The following is a 25507-nucleotide window of genomic DNA, read 5'->3' as shown; positions in this document are numbered from 1 at the left end:
TTAAAAAATTAAAAAGAGTCTAAAAGAAGTGTGAAAGCCATTGACATTGACAGGAACCATGGTAAGCTTAGATACTAAGACATGCTGTAATAAAAATGAATTCGCGAAGCCATTGTGCAGTAAAGGAGTGAGCGAATGTTCGGATATATAGAATGTAACCGTTCGAAACTTTCGAAGGAAGAACAGGAGCGTTACAGAAGCGTCTACTGCGGACTCTGCAGAAATTTAAAATTGAGATACGGGGAACTGGAGCGGATGAGCCTAAGCTACGACATGACTTTTGTGATTCTGTTCCTTTCTTCGTTGTATGAGCCGAAGGAAGAGACGGCGGACTTCCGCTGTGGTATCCATCCCCTGCGTCCGCGAAGCGGCGTGGAAAACCGGTTTACTGAATACGCGGCGGATATGACTGTGGCTCTGGCCTACTACAAGGCTCTGGACGACTGGAAGGATGAGAAGAAGGCCGGAAAGCGATGGTACGGCGATCGGCTGAAGAAGGCATACGCCGAGGTGGAAAAGGTCTATCCACGCCAGTGCAAGGCCATCACCGATAGCCTTCAGGAGCTGGATTTCATCGAGCAGGCGCCGGGCGCCAACGCGGATCAGGCTATCAACTGCTCCGGCAGAATGCTCTCGGAGCTCTTTGTGTACGAGGAGGACTTCTGGAGTAACAGTCTCAGGGCCTTCGGTTACGAGCTGGGCCGTTTTATTTATCTGATGGACGCGGCCATGGATTATAAAAAGGATATGAAGACGGGCAATTATAACCCGTTATTTGAAATGAAGAAGAAACCGGAGGAGATGGAGCCGATTCTGGGGCTCCCTCTGGGAAATGCCATGGAAGTCTTCGAAAAGCTGCCTCTGGTGCAGGATGAGCATTTGCTCCGCAATATCCTCTACGGCGGCGTCTGGCAGCAATACTACGCAAAAATACGTGGAAAGGAGAAGACGGATGGTTGACGATCCATACAGAGTACTTGGGGTGTCCCGGGACGCCACCAGGGAAGAGATAAAGAAAGCCTACCGGCAGAAGGCAAAATTATACCATCCCGATCTTCATCCGGACGACCCGAAGGCAGCGGAGAAAATGAACGAGATCAACGAGGCCTACGACATGCTGAACAATCCGGAGAAATACCGGAGACAGCAGACCGGCAGCGGATATGGGCAGAATCCCTTTGGAGACGGGCCTTTCGGCGGCGCTTATGGCAACAGTGGAAATGGTTCCTATGGAAATAGCTCTTACGGCAGCGGCCCCTACGGCGGCTTTGGCAGCTTCGAGGATTTCTTCGGTTTCTGGGGAATGCGCATGGGACCGGAGCGGCCCCAGCAGGTTTACACAGACAGTGAGACTATGCGTCAGGCTGTAGATTTTATCAATATGGGAAAATATCAGTTCGCGGATTCAGTACTGAACGGCATGCCTGGATCGGAGCGGAATGCCCGGTGGTACTACTTAAGCTCCCTGGCTAACTACGGCCTGAACAATCAGATGCTGGCCGTGACTCAGATCCAGAAAGCGCTTCAGCTGGAGCCGAATAACGCGCTTTACCAGCGGACGCTTCAGAGCTATCGCTACGCGGAAAATGTATACAGCCAGAACAGCCGGAATTATCAGCGGCAGGCCGAGGGCATGGATAAGCTTTGCAGGAGCTTCTGTCTGGCGCAGCTGTTCTGCATGTTCTGCAGATGCTAAAAGAAAATGAGAAAATGAAAACAGGTCTGTTCTTTCTATAACAAATATTAGAAGAACGAACCTGTTTTTTAGTGTATTAAAATTCAAAATTAAATATAGTTTTGTTGCACACATGTTTGAAAAACGAGTGTACATACGGAGTGTTCAGTAATGTGCCAGCTATTTCATAACAATAAAATGTACGCGGAACATAATTTCATTTTTACAGCTTCACAAAAATCGCCTCATGGTGCACCGCCGGCAGAAACTTCTCCAGCACATCCTTCGTCTTCATACGCAGGCTGGAGGTATTGATACAGGGGTGGCAGCCGAAGTCCTCCAGGGCAGATACCTCCTCGTCAATGATGAGTTGTACCTGGTTATCCGGGTCATTCATCAGCGCCATAATCGTAGCGGAGCCCGGCGTTACATTCAGCAGCTTCTCCATATACTCCGCCGGGGCAAAGGAGAGACGGGAGGAACCGATCTGTTTGGACAGATCTTTTGTCTTAAAGGGCTTATTTCCGGGCAGCAGAAGCAGATAAAACCTGGTTTTCTGTGCGTTGCAAAGCACCAGATTTTTACAGATCTCAATACCGAGAAGCTGATCCACGTCCTGACATTCCTCGATGGTCATGGCTACTCCATGATCCACACGGGTAAAGGGAATCTGAAGCCTGTCCAGCAGATCGTAGACAGCTATCTCCTTTTCCAGACGGCCCTCTGCGCTGGCGGGACGGCCGGTGTAAACCTGCGGGTCTATGTAAATACTACTCATAATAAAATCCTCCTTTAAAATCTTCAGATAAAAAACACAGCGGCCGGAACCTCCAGCCGCCATTGACTTTGTAAAAAGCTATTTCTTCTCCCAGCGTCCGCTTGCGCCGCAGGGCAGCACCAGTCCGGATGCGGTGACGGGCAGCCCTACCTCCTGGGAATCGACAGTGCCGTTATATTTCTTCAGTTCCGTGGCAATCATGTAGGTCAGCACCGCCGGAGCCAATCCGGTGGTATAAGAATTTACCAGGAAAAACAGCGGATCGTCGCTCAAAAGCTGGGAGCAGAGGCGGATCAGCGGGTGAATGGCTTCTTCGATTTTCCAGATTTCCCCTTTTGGCCCTCTGCCGTAGGAAGGAGGATCCATGATGATGCCGTCGTAATGGTTGCCGCGGCGGATTTCCCGCTCCACGAATTTTACACAGTCATCTACAATCCAGCGGATAGGAGCCTCGCCCAGTCCGGAGGAGCGGGCGTTTTCCTTTGCCCAGCCTACCATGCCCTTGGAAGCGTCCACATGGGTGACGGAAGCTCCGGAGGCAGCAGCAGCCAGGGTAGCACCGCCGGTGTAGGCGAAGAGATTCAGTACCTTGATGGGGCGTCCGGCATTGCGGATTTTCTCGCCGAACCAGTCCCAGTTGGCAGCCTGCTCCGGGAACAGTCCTGTATGCTTGAAGCTGAAGGGCTTCAGATTGAATGTTAAGGTATTCTTGCCCTGGCAGAGAGGATACTGGATGGTCCACTGCTCCGGCAGGTCGAAGAACTCCCACTCGCCGCCGCCCTTTTTGCTGCGGTGGTAATGGCCGTTCATACGCTTCCAGCCCGGGGCCTTCCGTTCGGTATCCCAGATAACCTGGGGATCCGGACGCACCAGCAGGTAGTCGCCCCAGCGTTCCAGCTTTTCTCCTCTCGAGGTATCCAGTATTTCATAATCAGTCCAGTTATTGGCGATCCACATGACAATCTCCTTTGTTCTTAAAAAATAATCGGAAAACACTGTCCACCACCATGAGGGACAGGGCAATCATTCCGGCCACAATCAGCGTCTGGGTAACGTGGTGGGAGGTCATTCCGTCGGAACGGATGACGGAGCGGGCAATCCGGAACATACCGGCGCCCGGCACCAGCGGCAAAATGCCGGGAATAACAAAAATGGTGACCGGAGTCTTTAAAATTCTTGCAAAAAACTGTCCGCAGAGGGAAATGAGACACCCGGACAGGAAAGTGGCCACAGCCATGGAAAACTGAAGGTCCATAAGAACCAGATATAGCCACCAGCCCACCGCGCCGGTGAAACCGGCCCAGATGATATATTTGCGCGGTACGTGCAGCAGAAAAGAAAAGGCCACAACGGAAAAAAACGCGCCTATAACCTGAATCAGCATAAAAGCCTTTCCTCCTTACTGAATGAAACGAAGTCCAATGACAATACCCATAGCTACAGAGGCGGCGACCACAAAGGCCTCCATCATCCGGGCGGAGCCGGAGATATAATCCCCGTGCAGGGTGTCAAAGACCGCGTTGGTGATGGCCACGCCGGGAACCAGGGGCATGATGGCCGCGATGATGATGGAATCCAGGTTCCCTATAATAGGAAGAAACTTCAGAAGTCCGCCTGCGAACAATGAGATTACCACAGCGCTCAGCAGGATTCCGAAGAAGGAGGGCAGCTTCATGCAGCTGCACAGATACAGGCAGATGGCCATGAAAAATCCGGCCACACCCGCCACAAAGGCCTCCTGCCAGGTTCCGCCGTAGGTCAGTGCAAAGGCCGCGGCCACGCCTGCGTTGGCCAGCAGAAAGGCCTGGGGAGGGTGCGGTTCCTTTTTCAGCTTTTTTATCTGCCGGAAGGCTTCCTCTAGTTCAAGCTCCCCGCCGCAGAGACCTCTGGAAATACTGTTAATTTCGTCGATGATGCTCAGGTTTGTCCCCCGGCTCTGAATTCGGCGGGTCACCGTCATGGACTGGATGGACGGGTCGTCCAGAGTCACCAGAAAGCCGGTCACCATCACGAAAGCCTCGGCGGTCTTCAGTCCCGACAGGGAAAGCATCCGGTGCATGGTATCCTCCACCCGGTAAGTCTCAGCCCCGTTGGCCAGCATCAGCTCCCCCGCCATGACGGCGGTGTCGAGTAAAAGTTTGTAATCCATTTGTCTGATTTCCTTATACCTGATTTTGTATTGAGAATAATCTATGCCCATTATACCTATGTAAGAGAAGCGGGTCAAGGAAAGTATGGACAGAAAGAGAAATAATTCCTGTTTCCGAAGGGACAGGCTGAATTACCGGAAGACAAAAAATGGAAAAATCTTGACAGATATAGAGGAATCAAGTAAAATAAATGGGCATAGTGTTGTCAGTCGCGTACGGCGGCTGATAAAGAATAGAGAATCATGTGGAAATCATGGACGGTACCGCCACTGTATACATAAAGAATGATCCTTAGATGAAAGTCCGCCATTGGGGTAAACCTGAGAAGGCGAGGAGAGTTCGCTGGGCTTCTTCCCTGAATATGTGAGTCAGGAGAACTGCTATGCAGCAACCTTAGCGAACGATTTATTTGCGAAGGCTTATTTCCCATGTAAAATCGGTCATGGATGCAAAAACATCCATGGCTTTTTTATTGCTGAAACGGAGGAAAACAGTGAAAAAGAACAGGCTCGTATCCAGACTTATCCAGATGTGCGTAGTGCTGATAGGCATTTCCTTTCTGACCTTTTTATTAACCTACCTTGCGCCGGGCGATCCGGCCACAGCCATGTATGATTCCCTGGGAATTACCCCGAGTCCGGAAATGCTGGAGCAGGCCAGGCAGTCCATGGGACTGGACAAACCCTTTTTACAGCAATATGTGGACTGGATAGGCGGTATTTTTCACGGAGATTTTGGAACCTCCTTCAGTAAAAGCGCCCCGGTACTGGAGCTGCTGATGAAAAGGCTGCCGGCAACGTTCCGGTTGGCCCTGTTTTCCCTGGGGCTGATGTTAATTGTTTCGGTTCCCCTTGGAATCCTTTCGGCGGTCAGACAGGACGGGATAGCGGATTATATCGTTCGCTTTCTTTCTTTTCTGGGTATTTCGCTTCCGGGCTTCCTGATTGGCCTGATCTTATTATATGTCTTCGCTTTGAAGCTGGGACTGGTAAAGGTGGCGAGCAGCTCCGTCGGAATGGAACAGATGCTGCTGCCGGGCATCACGCTGGCCATTGCCATGGCCTCCAAATATTCCAGACAGGTGCGCACGGCGGTACTGGAGGAGCTGCACCAGGATTACGTGACAGGCGCGAGAGCCCGGGGAATGAATCAGTGGGAAATACTGTTCCGCCAGGTTCTTCCCAACGCCATGCTTCCGCTGGTTACCATGCTGGGGCTATCCTTTGGATCACTTCTCGGAGGAACTTCAGTGGTGGAGATTATTTTCTCCTATCCGGGACTGGGTATCCTGGCGGTGGGAGCGGTAAAGGCGCGGGATTATCCGCTGATCCAGGGCTTCGTATTATGGATAGCCCTGATCTATATGGTAGTAAATTTGCTGGTGGATATATCCTATCATTATATTGATCCGAGGACCAGGGAGGGGGAGAACGGATGAAAAAGAATACAAGATTTGCGGTGCTTTCCATTCTGGTTTTCCTTATTCTGGCAGTGGCGTTCCTGGCAGACAAAATCGTTCCCTGCGATCCGTTGAGCGCGTCACTGAGCGACGCGTTCCAGGCGCCCGGAAAAGAACACTATTTTGGAACCGACGCGCTGGGACGGGATGTGTTCTCCCGGGTGATCTGCGGGGCGACCACCAGTGTATACAGCGTACTGATTCTGGTGGCGGTAATCCTGGTTGTGGGTACCTTTCTTGGAATCATAGCAGGGTATTTCGGCGGCGTGGCAGACGCGGTAATCATGAGAGTGGGCGATATGATGATCGCCTTCCCGGATCTGATTCTGGCTATGGCAATCGCGGGAATTCTTGGGCCAAGCCTGAAAAATTCCATGATTGCAATCGCGGCGGTAAGCTGGACCAGATACGCCAGACTTTCCAGAAGCCTGGTGTTGAAGATACGGAACAGGACTTATATATCCGCGGCGGAAATCTCAGGATCCAGACACAGCAGAATCCTTATGAGATATATGCTGCCCAACGCGCTTCCCACGATGATCATTACGGCGGCGACGGATATCGGCACCATCATGCTGTCGCTGGCAAGCCTGTCCTTCCTTGGGTTTGGAATCCAGCCCCCCACACCGGAGTGGGGATATATGCTGAGCGAGGGAAGAACTTATATACTGAGCAGCCCGTGGCTGCTGTTTTGTCCGGGACTTGCGGTCTTTATTACGGTAGTCATCTTTAATCTCTGGGGTGACTGTATTAGAGATATGATAGATCCAAATGCAACAGAAAAACGAAGAAAGAAGAGGAGAAAGAGAACATGAATGGAAAAAAACTGATTGCCCTTGCCCTTAGCCTGTGCCTTGCGGGCAGTATCACAGCATGCGGCGGCAGCGCAGGAACAGAGCAGAAAGCAGCGGCAGACGGAGGAAACGCGAAAACACAGCTGAATGTGGCGACAGAGCTGACCAGCGCAACCCTGGATCCGGCAGATGAGTGGAACAGCTGGTTTGTAATGCGCTGGGGCGCGCTGGAAACGCTGACCCGCTTTGAGGACGACGGCACCGTGTCGCCGTGGCTGGCAGAAGACTGGTCTGTAGCGGACGATCAGCTGACCTGGACCATAAAGCTGAAAGAAAATGTAACCTTCTCCAATGGAGAGCCGATGACAGCGACGAAGGTTCAGGAATCCCTGGAGAGATTATTTGATGTGACCGATCCCAATAAGGGCGGAAATGGAAACCCCTGGAATTATTTCACATATAGCAGTATCAGCGCGGACGATGAAGCCTGGACTGTGACGATTGTAACAAGTGAGCCGACGGTAGACCTGCCGGGCTGCCTTGCGTATCCCTGGTATGGCATTATCGATGTGGCTGGCTCTGCGGATCGCGATATCGCTGCGGACGGACCGATTTGTACAGGACCCTACTGTTTTGTATCCAACGATCCGGAGCATGATATCCAGCTGGTAAAAAATGACAATTACTGGGACGGTGAAGTACCCTTTGAGACGGTCAATGTCATGAAGCTCGGGGAGGCTTCTGCCCGCGCAATGGCCCTGCAGGACGGTTCTGCCGACATGGGAATCAACATTGCGGCGTCTGACAGAGCGGTTCTGGAGAACGCAGGAAATTATCAGATTGACGTCACCGGTGGAAACCGTGTCTGCAACTGGTTTATCAATTTTGACGGAGTACTGGGCAATGATACTCTGAGAAAAGCAGTGATGACGGCAATTGACGGTCAGACCGTGTGTGATGTATCCACAGGCGGCTCCTATACTTACACCAATAATACGCCGGTGCCCGGCTATGATTTGGATAACCCGTACAGCTATGATCCGGAGGCAGCTAAGGCTATGCTGGACGAGGCCGGTATCGTAGACGGCGATGGAGACGGATACCGCGAACTGGACGGCAAAAACATCGACATCAGTATTGTAGCGACAACCAGCCGTCAGCAGGACGTAATTGCGCAGGCGTATGGGGTTCAGCTGGAAGCAATCGGAATCAAGAGCACCATTTCCATGCCGGAAAATGTGGTAGACCTGCGGGTATCCCAGGGCTTTGATCTGATGTTCAACAATGAAGTAACCACACCTACCGGAGATCCGGAGAACTTCCTGAAGCACTGGTACGGAAAGATTACCGATACAAGCTTTAATTACGGAAATTATCATAATGAAGAATACGACGCGCTGTATGAACAGCTGATTGGCGAATTTGATATGGAAAAGCGGACGGAAATCTTTACACAGATGCAGGAAATCCTGATGGAGGATGTGGCGACCATCTGCAGCGGCGCCTATAATTTCAATCTCTGCTCCGCGGCTTCCGTGGAAGGCGTTCACAGCTATGTGTGCGATTACTACTGGGTAACAAAGGATATCACACCGGCGTCATAAAGAAGAATATATAGAAAAGGGGACTTTCCCATGCTGGATATAGAGAACATAACAGTTGCATATCATGGACAGCCGTTTTTGCAGGATTTCTCCCTGCACATGAAGAGAGGGGAAATTATCAGCCTGGTAGGTGAAAGCGGAAGCGGAAAGACTACGGCGATACGTTCCATTCTGGGACTTCTGCCACAGGAAGGAGAGCTGGTATCCGGCGATATTTTGTTTGAGGGAAAGTCTCTTCCTGAATACAGCGAAAAGGAAATGCAGAAACTCCGGGGATCCAGGATATCCATGATTTTCCAGGATTCCGGAGCCATGCTGAATCCGATACGAAAAATCGGCTCGCAGTATATAGAATACATTCAGAAGCATGAAAAGCTAGGCCGTAAAGCGGCGGAAGAAAAGGCGGTGGCCATGCTGGAAGCCATGCGGCTGTCGGAGCCGGAGCGCATTATGAAGAGCTACAGCTTCCAGCTGTCCGGCGGTATGCGTCAGAGGGTCGGAATCGCCATGGCCATGACCTTTGAGCCGGAGCTGCTGCTGGCCGACGAGCCCACGGCTGCCCTGGACGTGACGACACAGGCACAGATCGTGCGCCAGATGATGGAGCTGCGGAAAAATCACGGAACCTCCATTATCCTGGTAACCCATAATCTGGGCGTGGCGGCATATATGTCGGATCGGATTGTGGTTATGCAGAATGGAAGGATTGTGGAAGAGGGAGACCGGAAGACAATACTGGAGCAGCCGGGCTGCGCATACACCAGAAAACTGCTGGCTGCGGTTCCGAATATGTATGGAGAAGGCTATGTGTAAGGAAAAAACACCAATTTTGGAGACTCGTCATTTAAATAAGATATTTACAGCCCCCGACGGACGCCCTTTGTACGCAAACAACGATATATCTTTGAAATTTTATGAAGGCGAGACCCTTGGAATTGCCGGGGAAAGCGGATGCGGCAAGAGTACGCTGGTGCGCGTGCTGTCGCTGCTTGAGCCGCCTACCGATGGGGAGCTTCTCCTGTTCGGCGAAAATGTCGCGGATTGGAAGGGGGAGAGAAAGCGGAAAATGCGCCGTCATATTCAGATGGTATTTCAGGATCCGACGGACTCATTTTCTCCCAGAATGAAGGTAAAGGATATTTTGTGCGAACCGCTGGAAAATTATGGGCTGATAAAACCGTCGGAAAAAGAGGCGAAGGCGCGGGAGCTTCTGAAGATGGTGGAGCTTCCGGAGGAATTTGCAGAGCGGTATCCGCGCAGTATGTCAGGCGGCCAGAAGCAGCGTGTGGCGATTGCGCGCGCATTGGCCCTGGAGCCGGAAATCCTGATTTGCGATGAAGCCACATCGGCGCTGGACGTATCGGTTCAGAAAAGTATCGTGGAGCTGCTGGTAAAGCTTCAGAGAGAGAAGCATACGTCGATTATTTTCATCTGCCATGACGTGGCGCTGATCCGTTCCGTCTCCCACAGAACGGCAGTTATGTATCTGGGTTTTGTGGTGGAGCTTGCGGAAGGAAAGAAGCTGGGCCGCGGCGTCTGCCACCCTTATACAGAGGCGTTAAAAAGCGCGGTATTTTCTCTGGATATGGATTTTGAAAAAGAGATAGAAAGCCTGGATTCCGAGATTCCAAGCCCCCTGGAGCGTCCGACAGGCTGTCCGTTCCGGAACCGCTGTGAAAAATGCATGGAGATCTGCGCTGCGGAGAGGCCGCAGCTCCGGGAGGTGGAGAAAGGGCATTGGATTGCCTGTCATCTGTATGCATGACAAGAAAGAGAGGACCATATCATGTGGAAGATTGCAGGATTTTCTTTACAGCCGGGAGAAAAAAGAAGAGTGACGATAGAAATCCCGGTGGAAGAAGCAGGAGAGGAAAAAATGTATCCCATGCCGGCGACATTGATTTGCGGCTGCGGAAAAGGAAAGACCGTTCTGATTACAGCGGGGATCCATGCGGGAGAATACCCGGCTATTCCCGCCGTGATACGGGCGGCAGGGGAGATTCAGCCGGAGGAGCTGAACGGAAACCTGATTTTTATTCACTGTGTCAATACCAGCGGATTTTTTAAGAGAACCTTTGGTCTGGTTCCGGAGGACGATTTCAATCTGAACGGACAGTATCCGGGAAAAGAGGGCGGAACCACGGGAGAACGGATTGCGGATTATTTTGTGCGCAATTTTTTCGATGAGATTGATTTTATGATGGATATGCATTCCGGGGGGCAGCAGGAGCCCCTGACGCCCTGCCTCTTCTATCCGCTGGCGGAGGCTGTGACGGAGGAAGCGCTGGCTGCGGCGCGCGCCCTGGATATCCCGTGGCTGATAGCTTCGACGGCTACGGCTGGGCAGTATTCTTACGCCGCGAATTATCATAAGGTTCCCGGACTTCTGGTAGAACGGGGATATGGCGGATTCTGCAAAAAGGAGTGGGTAGACGCTTATTACAGAGACATTTTCCTGCTTTTGAAGCATTTGGAAATGTATGGTGATGTTGATACAGAGGAACCGGTGTGTAAAAAAACGGTAGTTCCCAGAACCATCTATCTTACCTCCGATACGAAGGGAATCTGGCATACGGATCTCCATGAAAATATGGAAGTAGCCAGGGGAGAGCTTCTGGGGTACTGTACGGATTTTTACGGAGAGGTAATCAAGAAGTATTACGCGGAAGAGGATGGGGTTGTCTTCTATTATAATACAGGTTTATCTGTGGAAGAAGGCACAACCCTGGTCGCGTATGGAATAAGGGAGTATATGATAGCAGATGAGGCAGGCTGAGCGGGGAGATTTAACACAGGGAGCCATTGGCAGAGGAATGCTTTTATTTGCGCTGCCGTTTCTGGGAAGCAGCCTGATTCAGCAGCTGTATAATACCGTCGATTTGATTTTTGTGGGAAGGCTTCTGGGCACGGACGCGGCGGCAGCCGTCGGCGCGGGAAGTCTTCTGATTACCCTGGTTCTGGGCTTCTTTACCGGAATGAGCGTGGGAGTAAGCGTGTCGGTATCCCATGCGTACGGAGCAGGAAATCAGAAAGAACTGCATGATCTGATTCATTGCGCGGCGGGACTGGCGCTGGCGGCTTCTGCCCTGCTGATTCTGTTCGGGATATTTCTCACGCCGGCTGTGCTGCGTCTGATGAATACGCCGGAAGATATTATGGAGCTGGCCGTTGCCTACATCAGAATTTATTTTCTCAGTATGCTCCCCATGGTTTTTTATAATATCGGTTCCGGAATCTTAAGAGCCTTCGGAAATTCGCGCTCGCCGATGAATTATCAGCTGATAGGCGGAATTGCCAATGTGGCGGGAAACGCGTTCTTCCTGTGCGTGTTGCACATGGGAGTGGAAGGAGTGGCGCTGGCCTCCCTGGTATCGCAGATGATGGCGGCTGTATTTACAGTAGGCCATCTGATGAAGCCGGATTTCGAATGCCGGTTGCGGATCAGGGATATTGCGCTTAAGAAGCAGGTCTGCGGAAGAATCCTGAAAATCGGGATTCCGGCGGCAATTCAGTCTATGGTGATTACGCTGAGTAACCTGATTGTCCAGGCGCAGATCAACAGCCTCGGAATCGTAAGCATTGCGGCCTTCACTGCTTATTTTAAGGTGGAAAATTTTGTATATCTTCCCATCATGGCGTTTGGACAGGCCAACACAACGTTCTGCGGACAGAACTACGGAGCGGGAAAATGGGAAAGAATGCGGAAGGGAACGAGAGTCAGCATTCTGATGGGAATCCTTGTTACCGTGACCATAAGCACGCTCCTTCTAACGCACGGATATGGTGTATTCAGCCTGTTTTCCCAAAATGCGGAAGTGATAGAGCTGGGAATCCGCATTGCGCAGGTAACCTTTCCCTTCTATTTTATATATGTATTTCTGGAGGGTTTTTCCGGAGCGCTGCGGGGAACGGGAAAAACAATGGGGCCGATGGCGGTTATCCTTGTAAATATGTGCGGAATCCGTATGCTGAGTCTCTGGTTCCTGATGCGGCATTATCACAGCGCGGAAGGAGTGGCCGGAATCTATCCGATTACCTGGATAACTACGGCTGTCTGCCTGGGCGTGATGTATTGGCGGCAGAATAAAAACTGGAAACTGGAAATTGGTTAAAATCACTAAAAAGTGGGCGGAAAGTTTGTGAAATTTATAAAAACTTTTCTTCCACTTTTTTTGAAAAAAACCTTGCAATTCCCCGAAACTTCCTGTATAATTGCAACTGTTGTGACATTGATAGCTGTGAAGCGTGAGGTTGCTGCCCATGAGGCAGGTTTTCCGTGGAGCGAATGTCAAGTTAGGAAACTGGCGACAAGTCACTGTACAAAATAACTGTCCATGCAGAGCCATGGAAACAACGTGTTGTTCGAATTCAGAGTTGGGACACACACGGGAGAGTGTACAGTCACCGCTTGTCGTACTGGTCTTTAAAAGTACGAAAAGGAGGCGACTTTTTTTATGGCAAGTCAAGTAATGAGAATCACACTGAAAGCGTATGACCATCAGCTGGTGGATGCATCCGCAAAGAAGATCATCGAAACTGTAAAGAAGAATGGAGCACAGGTGAGTGGACCGGTTCCGCTTCCCACCAAGAAAGAGGTAGTTACCATTCTGAGAGCTGTACACAAGTACAAAGACTCCAGAGAGCAGTTCGAGCAGAGAACTCACAAGAGACTGATCGATATCATTACCCCGACCCAGAAGACAGTAGACGCACTGTCCAGACTGGAGATGCCGGCTGGTGTTTACATCGACATCAAAATGAAAAACAAGTAATCCTTCAGCTAGAATGAACGCTTTAGCGTTCCGCTGTAGAGAAATAAGGAGGAAAAGAAATGAAGAAAGCTATTTTAGCAACAAAAGTCGGAATGACGCAGATTTTCAATGAAGACGGCGTGCTGACACCGGTTACAGTTCTTCAGGCAGGACCCTGTGTAGTAACTCAGGTTAAGACTGTTGAGAACGACGGATACAGCGCAGTACAGGTCGGATTCACAGACAAGAGAGAGAAGCTGGTGAACAAGGCTCAGAAGGGTCATTTCAACAAGGCAGGCGTATCTTACAAGAGATATGTGAGAGAGTTCAGATTAGAGGATGCTGAGAGCTACGCTCTGGCACAGGAGATTAAGGCTGACATCTTTGCCGCTGGCGACAAGATTGACGCAACCGCTATTTCCAAGGGTAAAGGATTCCAGGGTGCTATCAAGAGACATGGTCAGCACAGAGGACCCATGGCTCACGGTTCCAAGTTCCACCGTCATGCTGGTTCCAATGGTGCCTGCTCCGATCCGAGCAAGGTATTCAAGGGAAAAGGAATGCCTGGCCAGATGGGTCACAAGAAGATCACCATCCAGAACCTTGAGGTTGTCCGCGTAGACGCAGAGAAGAATCTGCTTCTGGTAAAAGGCGCAGTACCGGGCCCCAAGAAGTCTCTGGTTACTATCAAGGAAACAGTAAAGGTTAGCAGATAATCTTTAGCGGAAAGGAGGACTTACAGATGGCAACAGTATCTGTTTACAATATGGAAGGAAATGAAGTTGGCACAATCGACTTAAACGATGCTGTATTCGGTGTGGAAGTAAACGAGCACCTGGTACACATGGCGGTTGTAGCGCAGCTTGCAAATAAGCGTCAGGGAACGCAGAAGGCAAAGACCCGTTCTGAAGTATCCGGCGGCGGAAGAAAGCCCTGGAGACAGAAGGGAACCGGTCATGCAAGACAGGGTTCAACAAGAGCTCCCCAGTGGACTGGCGGCGGCGTTGTGTTCGCACCCACACCGAGAGATTACACCATTCGTCTGAACAAGAAGGAGAAGAGACTGGCACTTAAGTCTGCTCTGACCTCCAGAGTTCTTGAGAACAAGCTTATCGTAGTAGACGAGCTGAAGTTCGACGAAGTTAAGACAAAGAATTTCGCAAACGTAATGAACAACCTGAAGGCTTCCAAGGCTCTGGTAGTTCTGAACGAGAACGATGCAAACGTAGTATTATCCGCAAGAAATATTCCTACAGTTAAGACTGCTTTGACCAATACCATCAACGTATTCGATATCCTGAAGTACAACACTGTTATCGTAACCAAGGCAGCTGTAGCAACAATCGAGGAGGTGTACGCATAATGGCAGACGTAAAGTATTATGATGTCATCCAGAAGCCGGTTATCACCGAGAAGAGCATGGATGCTATGGGCGAGAAGAAGTATACTTTCCTGGTTCACACAGATGCAACCAAGACCCAGATTAAAGAGGCTGTTGAGAAGATGTTTGCCGGAACAAAGGTAAAGAGCGTCAACACCATGAACCTGGACGGAAAGAAGAAGAGACGTGGAACAGCAGTAGGAAAGACAGCTAAGGCTAAGAAAGCTATCGTACAGCTGACCGCAGAGAGCGCAGATATCGAGATTTTCGAGGGGTTATAAGACTTGACGAAACAGAGCCGAAGGCGATAGTTGAGCCTTAGTCGGACCCTGTTCGCGAACCTTGGCGAGGTGTTTCCGAGCCTAGTTGAGCGAACATCCCCGACAAATCGCGCACATTATAGGCGGCTCCAACCGCCTGACAACTAATAATTTGAACAGAACGAAAGGAGAGAAATGTAATGGGTATCAAGACATATAATCCATATACACCTTCCAGAAGACACATGACTGGTTCTGATTTCTCTGAGATTACCAAGAAGGAGCCGGAGAAGGCACTGCTTGTATCTCTGAACAAGAACGCAGGTCGTAACAACCAGGGTAAAATCACTGTAAGACACCGCGGAGGCGGAAGCAGAAGAAAATACAGAATCATCGATTTCAAGAGAACCAAAGATGGTATCCCCGCAACTGTAATCGGTGTAGAGTATGACCCGAACCGTACAGCAAACATCGCACTGATCTGCTACGCAGACGGCGAGAAAGCATATATCCTTGCACCTCAGGGCCTGAAGGATGGCATGAAGGTCATGAACGGACCGGAAGCTGAGGTAAGAGTAGGAAACTGCCTGCCCCTTTCTGAGATTCCCGTAGGTACACAGGTACACAACATTGAGCTGCATCCGGGCAAGGGCGGACAGATGGTTCGTTCCGCAGGAAACAGCGCACAGCTCATGGCTAAGGAAGGCAAGTATGCAACACTTCGTCTGCCCTCCGGCGAGATGAGAATGGTTCCTTTAAATTGCAGAGCTACTATCGGAGTTGTAGGAAATGCTGAGCACAACCTGGTCAACATCGGTAAGGCTGGACGTAAGCGTCACATGGGTATCCGCCCGACAGTCCGCGGTTCCGTAATGAACCCGAACGACCATCCGCATGGTGGTGGAGAAGGAAAGACCGGTATTGGTCGTCCTGGTCCCTGCACACCGTGGGGCAAGCCCGCTCTTGGTTTGAAGACGAGAAAGAAGAACAAGAAGTCCAATAAGCTGATCGTTAGAAGAAGAGACGGCAGAACATTCAAGTAAGGAGGAAAACACATGGCTCGCTCATTAAAAAAAGGACCATTTGCAGATGAGAGCTTACTGAAAAAGGTAGACGCAATGAATGAAGCAGGCGACAAGTCCGTTATTAAGACCTGGTCCCGCCGCTCCACTATCTTCCCGCAGATGGTTGGTCATACAATCGCAGTTCACGACGGAAGAAGACACGTTCCGGTATACATCACAGAGGATATGGTAGGACATAAGCTCGGAGAGTTCGTTCCGACCAGAACTTACCGTGGACACGGAAAAGACGAGAAGAAATCTAAGCGTTAATCGTTTATCAGGAAAGAAAGGAGACTCATCCAATGGCTAAGGGACATAGAAGTCAGATTAAGAGAGAGAGAAATGCCCAGAAGGATACAAGACCGTCAGCAAAGCTTTCCTACGCTCGCGTATCTGTTCAGAAGGCATGTTTCGTATTAGATGCTATTCGTGGCAAAGATGTGGAGACAGCACTTGGTATTGTAATGTACAATCCGCGTTACGCTTCCACTCTGGTAGAAAAATTATTAAAGTCAGCAATCGCAAATGCTGAGAACAACAACGGAATGAACCGTAGTAACCTTTATGTAGCAGAGTGCTACGCAAATAAGGGACCGACAATGAAGAGAATCAGACCGAGAGCACAGGGCCGGGCTTACAGAATCGAGAAGAGAATGAGCCACATCACAATCGTGCTTGATGAGAAATAGGAGGTAAAGCATGGGACAGAAAGTTAATCCGCACGGCCTCAGAGTCGGCGTTATTAAAGATTGGGATTCCAGATGGTATGCAGAAGATTCCTTCGCTGATTATCTTGTAGAGGACTACAACATCCGTAAATTCCTGAAGAAGAAGCTCTACAGCGCAGGAGTTGCAAAGATTGAAATCGAGCGTGCTTCTGACAGAGTAAAGATCATCATCTACACCGCAAAGCCGGGCGTTGTTATCGGTAAGGGCGGTTCTGAGATTGAGAAGGTAAAGGCTGAGCTTGCTCAGTATACCGATAAGAAGCTTATCGTAGACATCAAAGAGATTAAGAGACCGGACCGCGACGCACAGCTGGTTGCTGAGAACATCGCACTTCAGCTGGAGAACCGTGTGTCCTTCCGCCGCGCTATGAAGTCCACCATGGGCAGAACCATGAAGGCAGGCGCTAAGGGAATCAAGACGGCTGTTGCAGGCCGTGTTGGCGGAGCCGATATGGCTCGTACCGAGTTTTACAGCGAGGGAACTATCCCGCTGCAGACACTGAGAGCAGATATTGACTACGGATTCGCTGAGGCAGATACCACCTACGGCAAGATTGGCGTAAAGGTATGGATCTACAAAGGCGAGGTACTTCCGACGAAAGGAAACAAGGAAGGGAGCGATAAATAATGTTAATGCCGAAGAGAGTAAAGCGTCGTAAACAGTTCCGCGGTTCCATGGCTGGTAAGGCCCTGAGAGGCAACAAGATCACCATGGGCGAGTTCGGTATCGTCGCTACAGAGCCGTGTTGGATTAAATCAAACCAGATTGAGGCAGCCCGTATTGCCATGACCCGTTACATGAAGCGTGGTGGTAAAGTCTGGATCAAAATTTTCCCGGATAAGCCGGTTACAGCAAAGCCTGCCGAGACTCGTATGGGTTCCGGAAAGGGTACACTGGAGTACTGGGTAGCAGTCGTTAAGCCGGGCCGTGTAATGTTCGAAGTTGCAGGCGTACCGGAGGAAACAGCTAGAGAAGCACTTCGTCTTGCAATGCACAAGCTGCCCTGCAAGTGTAAGATCGTTTCTAAAGCAGACTTAGAAGGCGGTGATAACAGTGAAGAGTAATAAGTATGTTGAAGAATTAAAGGCAAAATCTGCTGCGGAATTAAATGAGGAATTAGTAGCTGCGAAAAAGGAACTGTTCAACTTAAGATTCCAGAACGCAACCAATCAGCTTGATAACACTAGCAGAATTAAGGAAGTTCGCAAGAACATCGCCAGAATTCAGACTGTTATCGCGCAGAAGGCGAATGCGTAATAAGGCGGAAGGAGAATTATCGTGGAAAGAAATCTGAGAAAAACACGTGTCGGCAAGGTCGTAAGCGATAAAATGGACAAGACCATCGTTGTTGCTGTTGAGGAGCACGTTAAGCATCCGCTGTACAAGAAGATTGTAAAGGATACTTACAAGCTGAAGGCTCACGACGAGAACAATGAGTGCCACGTAGGTGATACCGTAAAGGTTATGGAGACGAGACCGCTGTCCAAGGACAAGAGATGGAGACTCGTTGAAATCATGGAGAAAGCGAAATAAGGTAAGGAGGTTACCGGAATGGTACAGCAGGAAACCAGACTCAAGGTGGCAGACAATACCGGTGCAAAAGAGCTTCTTTGCATCCGCGTAATGGGCGGTTCCACTAGAAGATATGCAAACATCGGTGACATCATCGTTGCCAGCGTCAAAGATGCAACACCCGGCGGAGTTGTTAAGAAGGGCGACGTAGTGAAAGCCGTAGTCGTTCGTACAGTAAAGGGCGCTCGTCGTAAAGACGGATCTTACATCAAGTTTGACGAGAATGCGGCAGTTATCATCAAGGATGACAAGAACCCGAGAGGAACCCGTATTTTTGGACCAGTAGCAAGAGAGCTTCGTGAAAAGCAGTTTATGAAAATTGTTTCACTTGCTCCGGAAGTATTATAGGAGGGTGCCAAATGTCTACAGTTAAGATTAAAAAAGGTGATACCGTTAAGGTTATCGCCGGCGCAGACAAGGATAAAGAGGGCAAAGTTATTGCCGTCAATCATAAAAACAACACTGTAATCGTAGAAGGCGTTAATATGATTACAAAGCACACCAAGCCTTCCATGGCAAACCAGAATGGCGGAATTATTCACCAGGAGGCTCCTATCGATCTGTCTAACGTAATGTACAGCCTGAAGGGCAAAGCTACAAGAGTTGGCTTCAAGATGGATGGAGACAAGAAAGTCCGCTATGCGAAAGCAACTGGCGAAGTAATTGATTAATCAAGGAAGGAGGTCGCAGAAAGTTGAGTAGACTGAAAGAAAAGTATACGAATGAAATCGTAGACGCAATGACAAAGAAATTTGGATACAAGAACATTATGGAAGTTCCGAAGCTCGACAAGATCGTCATCAACATGGGCGTAGGCGAGGCAAAGGACAATGCGAAGGTTCTGGAATCTGCTGTAAAGGATATGGAGACCATTACCGGACAGAAAGCAGTTCTGACCAGAGCAAAGAACTCTGTTGCGAACTTCAAGATCAGAGAGGGTATGGCAATCGGCTGCAAGGTTACACTTCGTGGCGAGAAAATGTACGAGTTTGCTGACCGTCTGATCAACCTGGCACTTCCCCGTGTGCGTGACTTCCGTGGTGTAAACCCGAACGCATTTGACGGACGCGGAAACTATGCGCTGGGTATCAAAGAGCAGTTAATTTTCCCCGAAATTGAATACGATAAGGTAGACAAGGTAAGAGGTATGGACGTTATCTTCGTTACAACTGCAAAGACTGACGAAGAAGCCCGCGAGTTACTGACATTATTCAATATGCCGTTCACAAAATAGGATAGGAGGAAAATTTCATGGCTAAGACAGCAATGAAGGTTAAGCAGCAGCGGAAACAGAAATTCGCAGTTAGAGAGTACAATCGCTGCAGAATCTGCGGCCGTCCGCATGCATATCTGAGAAAATACGGAATCTGCAGAATCTGCTTCCGTGAGTTAGCATACAAGGGCCAGATCCCTGGCGTTAAGAAAGCAAGCTGGTAGGCAGGCATTGAACACTTGACGAAGGCAAGCGCATAGCGCGCAGCCTGAGTTTAGTGTGAAAGCCCACCTGGACACTTAGTGAAAGCGAGCCGTAGGCGAAGCTTGAACTTAGTGAACATGGTGTTACCATGTTACCGTTTGTGTGAACAAGAATAGGAGGTATAGAACAAGTCATGGCATTAACAACGAATGATCCCATCGCGGATATGCTTACAAGAATCCGTAATGCAAACACCGCTAAACATGATACTGTTGATGTACCCGCTTCCAAGATGAAGATCGCAATTGCGAACATTCTGGTAGACGAGGGATACATTGCAAAATACGATCTCGTAGAAGATGGAAACTTCAAGACTATCCGCATTACCCTGAAGTATGGTAAGGATAAGAACGAGAAGATCATCTCCGGTCTGAAGAGAATCTCCAAGCCGGGTCTGCGTGTATACGCTAACAAAGAGGAGCTGCCGAAGGTACTGGGCGGCCTGGGAGTTGCTATCATCTCCACAAACAAGGGCGTAATCACAGACAAGGAAGCTCGCGCGCAGGGCGTAGGCGGAGAAGTACTTGCATTTGTTTGGTAATCAGTACTGTAGTTGGCTGAGAACCTTTCAATAGGAAACACCACGGTCACTAGGCTCGAAAATACCTCGCCAAGTGTCCGGGTGTACTTTCGCACTAAGTTCGAGCGTCGCCGTAAGGCTCGCTCTCACTAAGTGCTCAATGCAACTGAAAACAGAGAAGCCAAAGCAGCTTCTCCGAAAATCTAAGTTTTAGGAGGTAAATGGCATGTCACGAATTGGTAGACATCCGGTAGCCGTTCCCGCTGGCGTAACAGTAACCATCGAGGAAGGCAACAAGGTGACCGTTAAAGGTCCGAAGGGCGAACTGGTAAGAGTACTGCCCGCAGAGATGGAAATTAAGCTTGAAGATGGTCAGGTAGTCGTTGCAAGACCGAATGACCTGAAGAAGATGAAATCCTTACATGGTCTGACAAGAACTCTGATTCACAACATGGTAGTTGGCGTAAGCGAGGGATATGAGAAGACTCTTGAGGTAAACGGTGTAGGTTACAAGGCACAGAAGTCCGGCAATAAACTGACTCTGTCTCTTGGATATTCTCATCCGGTAGAGATGATCGATCCGGAAGGCCTCGAGGCTGTAGTAGATGGTAACAAGATTATCGTTAAGGGTATCGATAAGGAAAAGGTTGGCCAGTACGCAGCAGAAATCCGCGACAAGAGAAGACCTGAGCCGTATAAGGGCAAGGGAATCAAGTATGCTGATGAAGTTATCAGACGTAAAGTCGGTAAGACTGGTAAAAAATAAGTAAGGAGAGTATAAAAATGGTTAGTAAGAAGTCAAGAAGCGAAGTTCGCGTAAATAAGCATAGAAAATTACGTAATCATATCAGCGGAACTGCTGAGAGACCGCGTTTGGCTGTGTTTAGAAGCAATAATCATATGTATGCTCAAATTATTGACGATACAGTCGGAAATACTCTGGTAGCAGCATCCACTATGGAAAAGAGTGTAAAGGCTGAGCTTGAGAAAACCAACAACGTTGATGCAGCAGCATACCTTGGAAAAGTAATCGCAGAGAAGGCTCTGGAAAAGGGTATTAAGACCGTTGTCTTTGACAGAGGCGGCTTTATCTATCAGGGCAAGATTCAGGCACTGGCAGACGCAGCCCGTGAGGCTGGATTGGAATTCTAGGAAAGGAAGGAAAAAGACAGATGAGACATGAGATTATCGACCCGAGTCAGCTTGAGTTAACTGACAAGGTAGTGTCAATTAAGCGTGTAAGCAAAACTGTCAAGGGTGGTCGTACCATGCGTTTCACCGCTCTGGTAGTTGTCGGCGACGGCAACGGACATGTTGGCGCCGGTCTTGGAAAAGCTACTGAGATTCCGGAAGCAATCCGCAAGGGCAAAGAGGATGCCATGAAGAAGCTGGTAACCGTTGCAATTGACGAGAACAACAGTATTACACATGATTATATCGGAAAGTTCGGCAGCGCATCCGTACTGCTGAAGAGAGCACCGGAAGGTACTGGTGTTATCGCTGGAGGCCCGGCTCGTAACGTGCTGGAGCTTGCAGGTATCAAGAATATCCGTACCAAGTCTCTTGGTTCCAACAACAAGCAGAACGTAGTTCTGGCTACCATCGAGGGTCTGAAGGCACTGAAGACTCCGGAAGAAGTTGCTAAGAACCGTGGCAAATCCGTGGAAGAGATCACGAACTAGGAGGATACGGACAATGGCAGATAAGTTAAAGATTACATTGGTAAAATCCCCGATCGGAGCCATCCCGAAGCAGCGTGCAACTGTAGAGGCACTTGGCCTTCGTAAGGTAAACAAGACAGTTGAGATGCCGGATAACGAGGCAGTCAGAGGAATGATCTGGCATGTAAGACATCTGGTAAAGGTAGAAGAGATTTAATTATAATAACGGAATAGGAGGTGTCACAATGGACTTATCTAATTTACAGTACGCAGAAGGTTCCAAGCAGAGCGGAAACTTCCGTAGAGGTCGTGGACACGGTTCAGGAAATGGTAAGACAGCTGGTAAGGGTCATAAGGGTCAGAAGGCTCGTTCTGGAGCACCGAGACCGGGCTTTGAGGGCGGTCAGATGCCGTTATACAGAAGACTTCCGAAGAGAGGCTTCACAAACAGAAATTCCAAGGTTATCGTTGGAATCAATGTAAGCGCTCTGGAAGTATTCGAGAACGATGCAGTTGTATCTGTAGAGACTCTGCTTGAGCAGGGAATCATTAAGAATCCGAAGGATGGCGTTAAGATCCTTGGAAATGGCGAGCTGACAAAGAAGCTCACTGTACAGGCAAATGCTTTCTCCGAGGGAGCAAAAGCAAAGATTGAGGCTCTTGGTGGAAAAGCAGAGGTGATCTAATGTTCAAAACATTACAGAACGCATTTAAGATCAAGGATATCCGGCAGAAGCTGATTTATACCTTTCTGATGCTTGTAGTAGTCAGACTGGGATCTCAGCTGCCGGTACCGGGCGTGAATCGCACATTCTTTGCGAACTGGCTTGCAGCGCAGACCGGTGATGCATTCAATCTTCTGGATGCATTCACCGGCGGCTCCCTGGCCAGCATGTCCATTTTTGCGTTAGGTATCAACCCGTACATTACATCTTCCATTATCATCCAGCTCCTGACGATTGCAATTCCGAAGCTTGAGGAAATGCAGAAAGATGGAGAGGATGGAAGGAAAAAACTCCAGAATATCACCCGTTACGTAACCGTAGCGCTGGCTCTCATCGAGGGTATTGCCATGACCGTAGGTTTTGGTAATCAGGGTCTTCTGGAAAATGCAACCTGGTACAACATGGCGGTCGTAGTGGTTGCGCTGACAGCCGGTTCCGCATTCCTGATGTGGGTCGGTGAGCGTATCAACCAGAACGGTGTAGGAAACGGTATCTCTATCGTCCTCCTGATCAACATCGTTTCCCGTATGCCGGATGACTTTGTAGCGCTGTATACAAAGTTCATGAGCGGCAAGAGCGTGGCTATGGCAGTGCTGGCAGCGGTGATTATCGCAGCTGTCATCCTTGTAACGGTTGTATTCGTTATTATTCTTCAGGACGGAGAGCGTAGAATACCCGTTCAGTACAGCAAAAAGCTTCAGGGCAGAAAGGTGATTGGCGGACAGAGCACCAACATTCCGATGAAGGTCAACACCGCAGGAGTTATTCCGGTCATCTTCGCATCCTCCCTGATGTCATTTCCGGGAATCATTCTCGCCCTGATGGGAAAGAGTGCAGGAACCGGAATCGGCGGCAAGATTATCACCGGTTTAAGCTCCAGCAGCTGGTGTAATCCCCAGCAGCCTGTTTATTCGCTGGGATTGCTGCTGTATATTGTATTGGTAGTCTTCTTTGCTTACTTCTATACATCCATTACCTTCAACCCGTTGGAGATTGCGGATAACATGAAGAAGCAGGGCGGCTTCATTCCCGGCATCCGTCCGGGCCGGCCTACGTCAGACTATCTGGCAAAAATCCTGAATTACATCATTTTTGTCGGTGCAATCGGCCTGATTATTGTATGTGTCGTACCGATTCTCTTTAACGGAGTATTCGGAGCGAGCGTATCCTTCGGAGGAACATCCATCATCATCGTCGTTGGTGTTGTTCTGGAGACCATCAAGCAGATCGAATCTCAGATGGCAGTACGCTACTACAAGGGCTTCTTGAACGATTAATATGTAAACTTTTGTTACTGTTCACAAGTGCTATCCCGCGAGGTGTTTTGGCATGAATATGCCAAAATCCCGAGTTATGCAAGCGTGTTACTGTGAACGAAGTGAACAGTAACAAACTTCCGGCCTGTGCGGGACCCGTTTCCGTACAGGCTTTCGGAAGTTTTGTGGCAATTTGCAGAGGAAATGCGAACAGCGCATTTTAAGAAGAGGAGTAACATTATGAAAATCATCATGTTAGGAGCACCGGGTGCCGGAAAGGGCACACAGGCGATGAAGATAGCTGAAAAATATCAGATTCCGCATATTTCCACGGGTGATATTTTCAGAGCAAATATAAAGGAAGGCACAGAGCTTGGTAAGAAAGCAAAGTCCTATATGGATCAGGGACAGCTGGTACCGGACGAGCTGACGCTGGAGCTGATCATGGATCGCTTCCAGAATCCGGACTGCGCGAACGGCTACGTGCTGGACGGTTTCCCCCGTACCATCCCGCAGGCAGAGGCACTGACGGAAGCGCTGGCGAAGAAGGGCGAAACCATTGACTACGCAATCAACGTGGAAGTACCGGATGAGAATATCATCAACCGTATGGGCGGCCGGAGAGCCTGCCTGGCATGCGGTTCCACTTATCATATTGTATATGCTCCGACCAGGGTCGAGGGCATCTGCGATCGCTGCGGTGAGAAGCTGGTTCTCCGGGACGACGATAAGCCGGAGACCGTAAAGAACCGTCTGAATGTATATCACAATCAGACTCAGCCGCTGATCGAGTATTACACCAGGCAGGGCAAGCTTGCAGAGGTGGATGGAACTCAGAGTATGGAAGACGTGTTCAACGCCATTGTTAAGATTTTAGGAGCGTAATTATGTCGGTTACAATTAAATCTGCCAGAGAAATCGAATTGATGCGCACAGCAGGCAAGCTGCTGGAAGAGGTTCACAACGAGCTTGCGGCTTTTGTAAAGCCGGGCATTTCCACCCTTGACATCGACCGTCTGGGCGAAAAGCTTATCCGGGAGAGAGGCTGTATTCCCAATTTCCTGAACTATAACGGATATCCGGCGTCTATCTGCGTATCCGTCAACGACGAGGTCGTACATGGAATTCCCAGGGACGATCGAATCCTTCAGGAGGGTGACATCGTAAGTCTGGACGCAGGCCTGATTTATAAGGGTTATCACTCTGACGCGGCCCGGACCCATGCGGTAGGAAAAATAAGACCGGAGGCACAGAAGCTGATGGACGTGACGAAGCAGAGCTTCTTCGAAGGTATCAAAATGGCAAAGGCCGGAAATCATCTTCACCAGATTTCAGCAGCAATTAACGATTACGTTGACCAGTTCGGTTACGGAGTAGTCCGTGATCTGGTCGGCCATGGAATCGGCGAGCATCTGCATGAGGATCCGCAGATTCCCAACTTCCGTCAGCACCGCAGAGGCATCAAGCTGGTGCCGGGTATGACCCTGGCTATCGAGCCCATGATCAATGCGGGCACCTGGGAGGTCGCATGGCTGGACGACGACTGGACTGTAGTTACAGATGACGGTTCCCTTTCTGCTCATTACGAAAACACCATCCTGATTACCGAGGGTGAGCCGGAAATTTTGACTCTGACACTGTAAGCCTGTGG

Annotated in this window: 37 protein-coding genes and 1 riboswitch; of the genes, 33 read left to right on the top strand and 4 right to left on the bottom strand. The window is 49.6% G+C overall.

Annotation, left to right across the window (positions count from 1 at the left end):
- Positions 1-135: 135 nt before the first annotated feature.
- Entirely contained in the window at positions 136-960 is an 825-nt protein-coding gene (locus tag OCV63_RS09575; RefSeq protein ID WP_262670769.1) for a DUF5685 family protein, read from the top strand.
- Positions 953-1696, top strand: coding sequence for a DnaJ domain-containing protein (locus tag OCV63_RS09570; RefSeq protein ID WP_158363605.1), 744 nt, complete (start codon positions 953-955; stop codon positions 1694-1696). The genes OCV63_RS09575 and OCV63_RS09570 overlap by 8 nt, the downstream gene beginning before the upstream one ends.
- Before the next feature lie 202 nt (positions 1697-1898).
- On the opposite strand, the gene OCV63_RS09565 is transcribed toward OCV63_RS09570, so the two are convergent.
- From OCV63_RS09565 to OCV63_RS09550, 4 genes are all read right to left on the bottom strand, one after another.
- Positions 1899-2453 carry a prolyl-tRNA synthetase associated domain-containing protein gene (locus tag OCV63_RS09565; protein WP_158363604.1) on the bottom strand — a complete coding sequence of 185 codons (555 nt, stop codon included), beginning with the start codon at positions 2451-2453 and terminating at the stop codon, positions 1899-1901.
- 78 nt (positions 2454-2531) lie between these two features.
- Complete coding sequence (locus OCV63_RS09560; protein ID WP_158363603.1) at positions 2532-3410, bottom strand: class I SAM-dependent methyltransferase; 879 nt, start codon at positions 3408-3410, stop codon at positions 2532-2534.
- Positions 3394-3837 carry a threonine/serine exporter family protein gene (locus tag OCV63_RS09555; RefSeq protein ID WP_158363602.1) on the bottom strand — a complete coding sequence of 148 codons (444 nt, stop codon included), beginning with the start codon at positions 3835-3837 and terminating at the stop codon, positions 3394-3396. The genes OCV63_RS09560 and OCV63_RS09555 overlap by 17 nt, the downstream gene beginning before the upstream one ends.
- A 15-nt stretch (positions 3838-3852) precedes the next feature.
- Positions 3853-4602: a threonine/serine exporter family protein gene (locus tag OCV63_RS09550; RefSeq protein WP_178039258.1), complete on the bottom strand. Its 750-nt coding sequence runs from the start codon at positions 4600-4602 to the stop codon at positions 3853-3855.
- Between the two features lie 181 nt (positions 4603-4783).
- A riboswitch (cobalamin riboswitch) is annotated at positions 4784-5002 on the top strand.
- Positions 5003-5096: 94 nt separating this feature from the next.
- Here OCV63_RS09550 and nikB point away from each other — a divergent pair.
- The 31 genes from nikB to map all read left to right on the top strand — a co-directional run bounded on the left by nikB (position 5097) and on the right by map (position 25499).
- Positions 5097-6041, top strand: coding sequence for a nickel ABC transporter permease (gene nikB / locus OCV63_RS09545; RefSeq protein WP_262670768.1), 945 nt, complete (start codon positions 5097-5099; stop codon positions 6039-6041).
- Entirely contained in the window at positions 6038-6877 is an 840-nt protein-coding gene (nikC, locus tag OCV63_RS09540; protein ID WP_158363600.1) for a nickel transporter permease, read from the top strand. Before nikB ends, nikC begins: the two co-directional genes overlap by 4 nt.
- Positions 6874-8460 (top strand): ABC transporter substrate-binding protein, encoded by a 1587-nt coding sequence (locus OCV63_RS09535; protein WP_158363599.1) that lies wholly within the window; start codon positions 6874-6876, stop codon positions 8458-8460. The genes nikC and OCV63_RS09535 overlap by 4 nt, the downstream gene beginning before the upstream one ends.
- Positions 8461-8490: 30 nt before the next feature.
- On the top strand, positions 8491-9273 hold the full coding sequence (locus tag OCV63_RS09530; protein WP_158363598.1) for an ABC transporter ATP-binding protein: 783 nt from the start codon (positions 8491-8493) through the stop codon (positions 9271-9273).
- 91 nt (positions 9274-9364) lie between these two features.
- Positions 9365-10225, top strand: a complete 861-nt coding sequence (locus tag OCV63_RS09525; protein ID WP_317245870.1) for an oligopeptide/dipeptide ABC transporter ATP-binding protein — start codon at positions 9365-9367, stop codon at positions 10223-10225.
- A gap of 21 nt (positions 10226-10246) precedes the next feature.
- Positions 10247-11236: a M14 family metallopeptidase gene (locus OCV63_RS09520; protein ID WP_158363596.1), complete on the top strand. Its 990-nt coding sequence runs from the start codon at positions 10247-10249 to the stop codon at positions 11234-11236.
- The gene (locus tag OCV63_RS09515; protein WP_158363595.1) at positions 11223-12572 is read left to right on the top strand and encodes an MATE family efflux transporter; all 1350 of its coding nucleotides are present in this window, start codon (positions 11223-11225) and stop codon (positions 12570-12572) included. The genes OCV63_RS09520 and OCV63_RS09515 overlap by 14 nt, the downstream gene beginning before the upstream one ends.
- 342 nt (positions 12573-12914) lie before the next feature.
- A complete protein-coding gene (rpsJ, locus tag OCV63_RS09510; protein ID WP_087157539.1) occupies positions 12915-13232 on the top strand; it encodes a 30S ribosomal protein S10 in 318 nt (105 codons plus the stop codon).
- A gap of 59 nt (positions 13233-13291) precedes the next feature.
- Entirely contained in the window at positions 13292-13927 is a 636-nt protein-coding gene (rplC, locus tag OCV63_RS09505; protein WP_158363594.1) for a 50S ribosomal protein L3, read from the top strand.
- A 26-nt stretch (positions 13928-13953) separates the two neighbouring features.
- Positions 13954-14574, top strand: a complete 621-nt coding sequence (rplD, locus tag OCV63_RS09500) for a 50S ribosomal protein L4 (RefSeq protein ID WP_158363593.1) — start codon at positions 13954-13956, stop codon at positions 14572-14574.
- Entirely contained in the window at positions 14574-14873 is a 300-nt protein-coding gene (gene rplW, locus OCV63_RS09495) for a 50S ribosomal protein L23 (protein ID WP_158363592.1), read from the top strand. Before rplD ends, rplW begins: the two co-directional genes overlap by 1 nt.
- A gap of 179 nt (positions 14874-15052) precedes the next feature.
- The gene (gene rplB, locus OCV63_RS09490) at positions 15053-15895 is read left to right on the top strand and encodes a 50S ribosomal protein L2 (protein ID WP_158363591.1); all 843 of its coding nucleotides are present in this window, start codon (positions 15053-15055) and stop codon (positions 15893-15895) included.
- Positions 15896-15907: 12 nt separating this feature from the next.
- Complete coding sequence (gene rpsS / locus OCV63_RS09485) at positions 15908-16186, top strand: 30S ribosomal protein S19 (RefSeq protein WP_158363590.1); 279 nt, start codon at positions 15908-15910, stop codon at positions 16184-16186.
- A gap of 32 nt (positions 16187-16218) precedes the next feature.
- Positions 16219-16605 (top strand): 50S ribosomal protein L22, encoded by a 387-nt coding sequence (gene rplV, locus OCV63_RS09480; RefSeq protein WP_158363589.1) that lies wholly within the window; start codon positions 16219-16221, stop codon positions 16603-16605.
- Positions 16606-16615: 10 nt separating this feature from the next.
- The gene (gene rpsC / locus OCV63_RS09475; protein WP_158363588.1) at positions 16616-17272 is read left to right on the top strand and encodes a 30S ribosomal protein S3; all 657 of its coding nucleotides are present in this window, start codon (positions 16616-16618) and stop codon (positions 17270-17272) included.
- Positions 17272-17709, top strand: a complete 438-nt coding sequence (rplP, locus tag OCV63_RS09470) for a 50S ribosomal protein L16 (RefSeq protein WP_158363587.1) — start codon at positions 17272-17274, stop codon at positions 17707-17709. The genes rpsC and rplP overlap by 1 nt, the downstream gene beginning before the upstream one ends.
- A complete protein-coding gene (gene rpmC / locus OCV63_RS09465; protein ID WP_158363586.1) occupies positions 17699-17902 on the top strand; it encodes a 50S ribosomal protein L29 in 204 nt (67 codons plus the stop codon). Before rplP ends, rpmC begins: the two co-directional genes overlap by 11 nt.
- Positions 17903-17923: 21 nt before the next feature.
- Complete coding sequence (gene rpsQ / locus OCV63_RS09460; RefSeq protein WP_158363585.1) at positions 17924-18178, top strand: 30S ribosomal protein S17; 255 nt, start codon at positions 17924-17926, stop codon at positions 18176-18178.
- A gap of 18 nt (positions 18179-18196) precedes the next feature.
- Positions 18197-18565 carry a 50S ribosomal protein L14 gene (gene rplN / locus OCV63_RS09455; RefSeq protein ID WP_158363584.1) on the top strand — a complete coding sequence of 123 codons (369 nt, stop codon included), beginning with the start codon at positions 18197-18199 and terminating at the stop codon, positions 18563-18565.
- A gap of 11 nt (positions 18566-18576) precedes the next feature.
- Positions 18577-18888 carry a 50S ribosomal protein L24 gene (gene rplX / locus OCV63_RS09450; RefSeq protein ID WP_158363583.1) on the top strand — a complete coding sequence of 104 codons (312 nt, stop codon included), beginning with the start codon at positions 18577-18579 and terminating at the stop codon, positions 18886-18888.
- A 23-nt stretch (positions 18889-18911) separates the two neighbouring features.
- Positions 18912-19451: a 50S ribosomal protein L5 gene (rplE, locus tag OCV63_RS09445; RefSeq protein ID WP_158363582.1), complete on the top strand. Its 540-nt coding sequence runs from the start codon at positions 18912-18914 to the stop codon at positions 19449-19451.
- Between the two features lie 17 nt (positions 19452-19468).
- Entirely contained in the window at positions 19469-19654 is a 186-nt protein-coding gene (locus OCV63_RS09440; protein ID WP_158363581.1) for a type Z 30S ribosomal protein S14, read from the top strand.
- 173 nt (positions 19655-19827) lie between these two features.
- Positions 19828-20235: a 30S ribosomal protein S8 gene (gene rpsH / locus OCV63_RS09435; RefSeq protein WP_158363580.1), complete on the top strand. Its 408-nt coding sequence runs from the start codon at positions 19828-19830 to the stop codon at positions 20233-20235.
- Positions 20236-20440: 205 nt separating this feature from the next.
- Positions 20441-20980, top strand: coding sequence for a 50S ribosomal protein L6 (gene rplF / locus OCV63_RS09430; RefSeq protein WP_158363579.1), 540 nt, complete (start codon positions 20441-20443; stop codon positions 20978-20980).
- 17 nt (positions 20981-20997) lie between these two features.
- Positions 20998-21366: a 50S ribosomal protein L18 gene (gene rplR, locus OCV63_RS09425; RefSeq protein ID WP_158363578.1), complete on the top strand. Its 369-nt coding sequence runs from the start codon at positions 20998-21000 to the stop codon at positions 21364-21366.
- A gap of 20 nt (positions 21367-21386) precedes the next feature.
- Complete coding sequence (gene rpsE / locus OCV63_RS09420; RefSeq protein WP_158363577.1) at positions 21387-21896, top strand: 30S ribosomal protein S5; 510 nt, start codon at positions 21387-21389, stop codon at positions 21894-21896.
- 13 nt (positions 21897-21909) lie between these two features.
- A complete protein-coding gene (gene rpmD, locus OCV63_RS09415; protein WP_158363576.1) occupies positions 21910-22092 on the top strand; it encodes a 50S ribosomal protein L30 in 183 nt (60 codons plus the stop codon).
- A gap of 28 nt (positions 22093-22120) precedes the next feature.
- Positions 22121-22561, top strand: a complete 441-nt coding sequence (gene rplO / locus OCV63_RS09410) for a 50S ribosomal protein L15 (RefSeq protein ID WP_158363575.1) — start codon at positions 22121-22123, stop codon at positions 22559-22561.
- Positions 22561-23877 (top strand): preprotein translocase subunit SecY, encoded by a 1317-nt coding sequence (secY, locus tag OCV63_RS09405; RefSeq protein ID WP_158363574.1) that lies wholly within the window; start codon positions 22561-22563, stop codon positions 23875-23877. The genes rplO and secY overlap by 1 nt, the downstream gene beginning before the upstream one ends.
- 219 nt (positions 23878-24096) lie before the next feature.
- Positions 24097-24741, top strand: a complete 645-nt coding sequence (locus OCV63_RS09400; protein ID WP_158363573.1) for an adenylate kinase — start codon at positions 24097-24099, stop codon at positions 24739-24741.
- Positions 24742-24743: 2 nt separating this feature from the next.
- Entirely contained in the window at positions 24744-25499 is a 756-nt protein-coding gene (map, locus tag OCV63_RS09395) for a type I methionyl aminopeptidase (protein WP_158363572.1), read from the top strand.
- The last annotated feature ends 8 nt before the right edge of the window (positions 25500-25507 follow it).

This window comes from Laedolimicola ammoniilytica, from assembly GCF_025567165.1.
GTDB classification, from domain to species: domain Bacteria; phylum Bacillota; class Clostridia; order Lachnospirales; family Lachnospiraceae; genus Laedolimicola; species Laedolimicola ammoniilytica.
The sequence above is the reverse complement of the archived record's forward strand: the minus strand, read 5'-3'. Positions and strand labels throughout refer to the sequence as shown.

Bases quoted from the DNA above. Each gene is read 5' to 3' on its own strand.
- OCV63_RS09575 (WP_262670769.1), top strand. From the start codon at position 136: ATGTTCGGATATATAGAATGTAACCGTTCGAAACTTTCGAAGGAAGAA.
- OCV63_RS09570 (WP_158363605.1), top strand. From the start codon at position 953: ATGGTTGACGATCCATACAGAGTACTTGGGGTGTCCCGGGACGCCACC.
- OCV63_RS09565 (WP_158363604.1), bottom strand. From the start codon at position 2,453: ATGAGTAGTATTTACATAGACCCGCAGGTTTACACCGGCCGTCCCGCC.
- OCV63_RS09560 (WP_158363603.1), bottom strand. From the start codon at position 3,410: ATGTGGATCGCCAATAACTGGACTGATTATGAAATACTGGATACCTCG.
- OCV63_RS09555 (WP_158363602.1), bottom strand. From the start codon at position 3,837: ATGCTGATTCAGGTTATAGGCGCGTTTTTTTCCGTTGTGGCCTTTTCT.
- OCV63_RS09550 (WP_178039258.1), bottom strand. From the start codon at position 4,602: ATGGATTACAAACTTTTACTCGACACCGCCGTCATGGCGGGGGAGCTG.
- nikC (WP_158363600.1), top strand. From the start codon at position 6,038: ATGAAAAAGAATACAAGATTTGCGGTGCTTTCCATTCTGGTTTTCCTT.
- OCV63_RS09535 (WP_158363599.1), top strand. From the start codon at position 6,874: ATGAATGGAAAAAAACTGATTGCCCTTGCCCTTAGCCTGTGCCTTGCG.
- OCV63_RS09530 (WP_158363598.1), top strand. From the start codon at position 8,491: ATGCTGGATATAGAGAACATAACAGTTGCATATCATGGACAGCCGTTT.
- OCV63_RS09520 (WP_158363596.1), top strand. From the start codon at position 10,247: ATGTGGAAGATTGCAGGATTTTCTTTACAGCCGGGAGAAAAAAGAAGA.
- OCV63_RS09515 (WP_158363595.1), top strand. From the start codon at position 11,223: ATGAGGCAGGCTGAGCGGGGAGATTTAACACAGGGAGCCATTGGCAGA.
- rpsJ (WP_087157539.1), top strand. From the start codon at position 12,915: ATGGCAAGTCAAGTAATGAGAATCACACTGAAAGCGTATGACCATCAG.
- rplC (WP_158363594.1), top strand. From the start codon at position 13,292: ATGAAGAAAGCTATTTTAGCAACAAAAGTCGGAATGACGCAGATTTTC.
- rplD (WP_158363593.1), top strand. From the start codon at position 13,954: ATGGCAACAGTATCTGTTTACAATATGGAAGGAAATGAAGTTGGCACA.
- rplW (WP_158363592.1), top strand. From the start codon at position 14,574: ATGGCAGACGTAAAGTATTATGATGTCATCCAGAAGCCGGTTATCACC.
- rplB (WP_158363591.1), top strand. From the start codon at position 15,053: ATGGGTATCAAGACATATAATCCATATACACCTTCCAGAAGACACATG.
- rpsS (WP_158363590.1), top strand. From the start codon at position 15,908: ATGGCTCGCTCATTAAAAAAAGGACCATTTGCAGATGAGAGCTTACTG.
- rplV (WP_158363589.1), top strand. From the start codon at position 16,219: ATGGCTAAGGGACATAGAAGTCAGATTAAGAGAGAGAGAAATGCCCAG.
- rpsC (WP_158363588.1), top strand. From the start codon at position 16,616: ATGGGACAGAAAGTTAATCCGCACGGCCTCAGAGTCGGCGTTATTAAA.
- rplP (WP_158363587.1), top strand. From the start codon at position 17,272: ATGTTAATGCCGAAGAGAGTAAAGCGTCGTAAACAGTTCCGCGGTTCC.
- rplN (WP_158363584.1), top strand. From the start codon at position 18,197: ATGGTACAGCAGGAAACCAGACTCAAGGTGGCAGACAATACCGGTGCA.
- rplX (WP_158363583.1), top strand. From the start codon at position 18,577: ATGTCTACAGTTAAGATTAAAAAAGGTGATACCGTTAAGGTTATCGCC.
- OCV63_RS09440 (WP_158363581.1), top strand. From the start codon at position 19,469: ATGGCTAAGACAGCAATGAAGGTTAAGCAGCAGCGGAAACAGAAATTC.
- rpsH (WP_158363580.1), top strand. From the start codon at position 19,828: ATGGCATTAACAACGAATGATCCCATCGCGGATATGCTTACAAGAATC.
- rplF (WP_158363579.1), top strand. From the start codon at position 20,441: ATGTCACGAATTGGTAGACATCCGGTAGCCGTTCCCGCTGGCGTAACA.
- rplR (WP_158363578.1), top strand. From the start codon at position 20,998: ATGGTTAGTAAGAAGTCAAGAAGCGAAGTTCGCGTAAATAAGCATAGA.
- rpsE (WP_158363577.1), top strand. From the start codon at position 21,387: ATGAGACATGAGATTATCGACCCGAGTCAGCTTGAGTTAACTGACAAG.
- rpmD (WP_158363576.1), top strand. From the start codon at position 21,910: ATGGCAGATAAGTTAAAGATTACATTGGTAAAATCCCCGATCGGAGCC.
- rplO (WP_158363575.1), top strand. From the start codon at position 22,121: ATGGACTTATCTAATTTACAGTACGCAGAAGGTTCCAAGCAGAGCGGA.
- secY (WP_158363574.1), top strand. From the start codon at position 22,561: ATGTTCAAAACATTACAGAACGCATTTAAGATCAAGGATATCCGGCAG.
- OCV63_RS09400 (WP_158363573.1), top strand. From the start codon at position 24,097: ATGAAAATCATCATGTTAGGAGCACCGGGTGCCGGAAAGGGCACACAG.
- map (WP_158363572.1), top strand. From the start codon at position 24,744: ATGTCGGTTACAATTAAATCTGCCAGAGAAATCGAATTGATGCGCACA.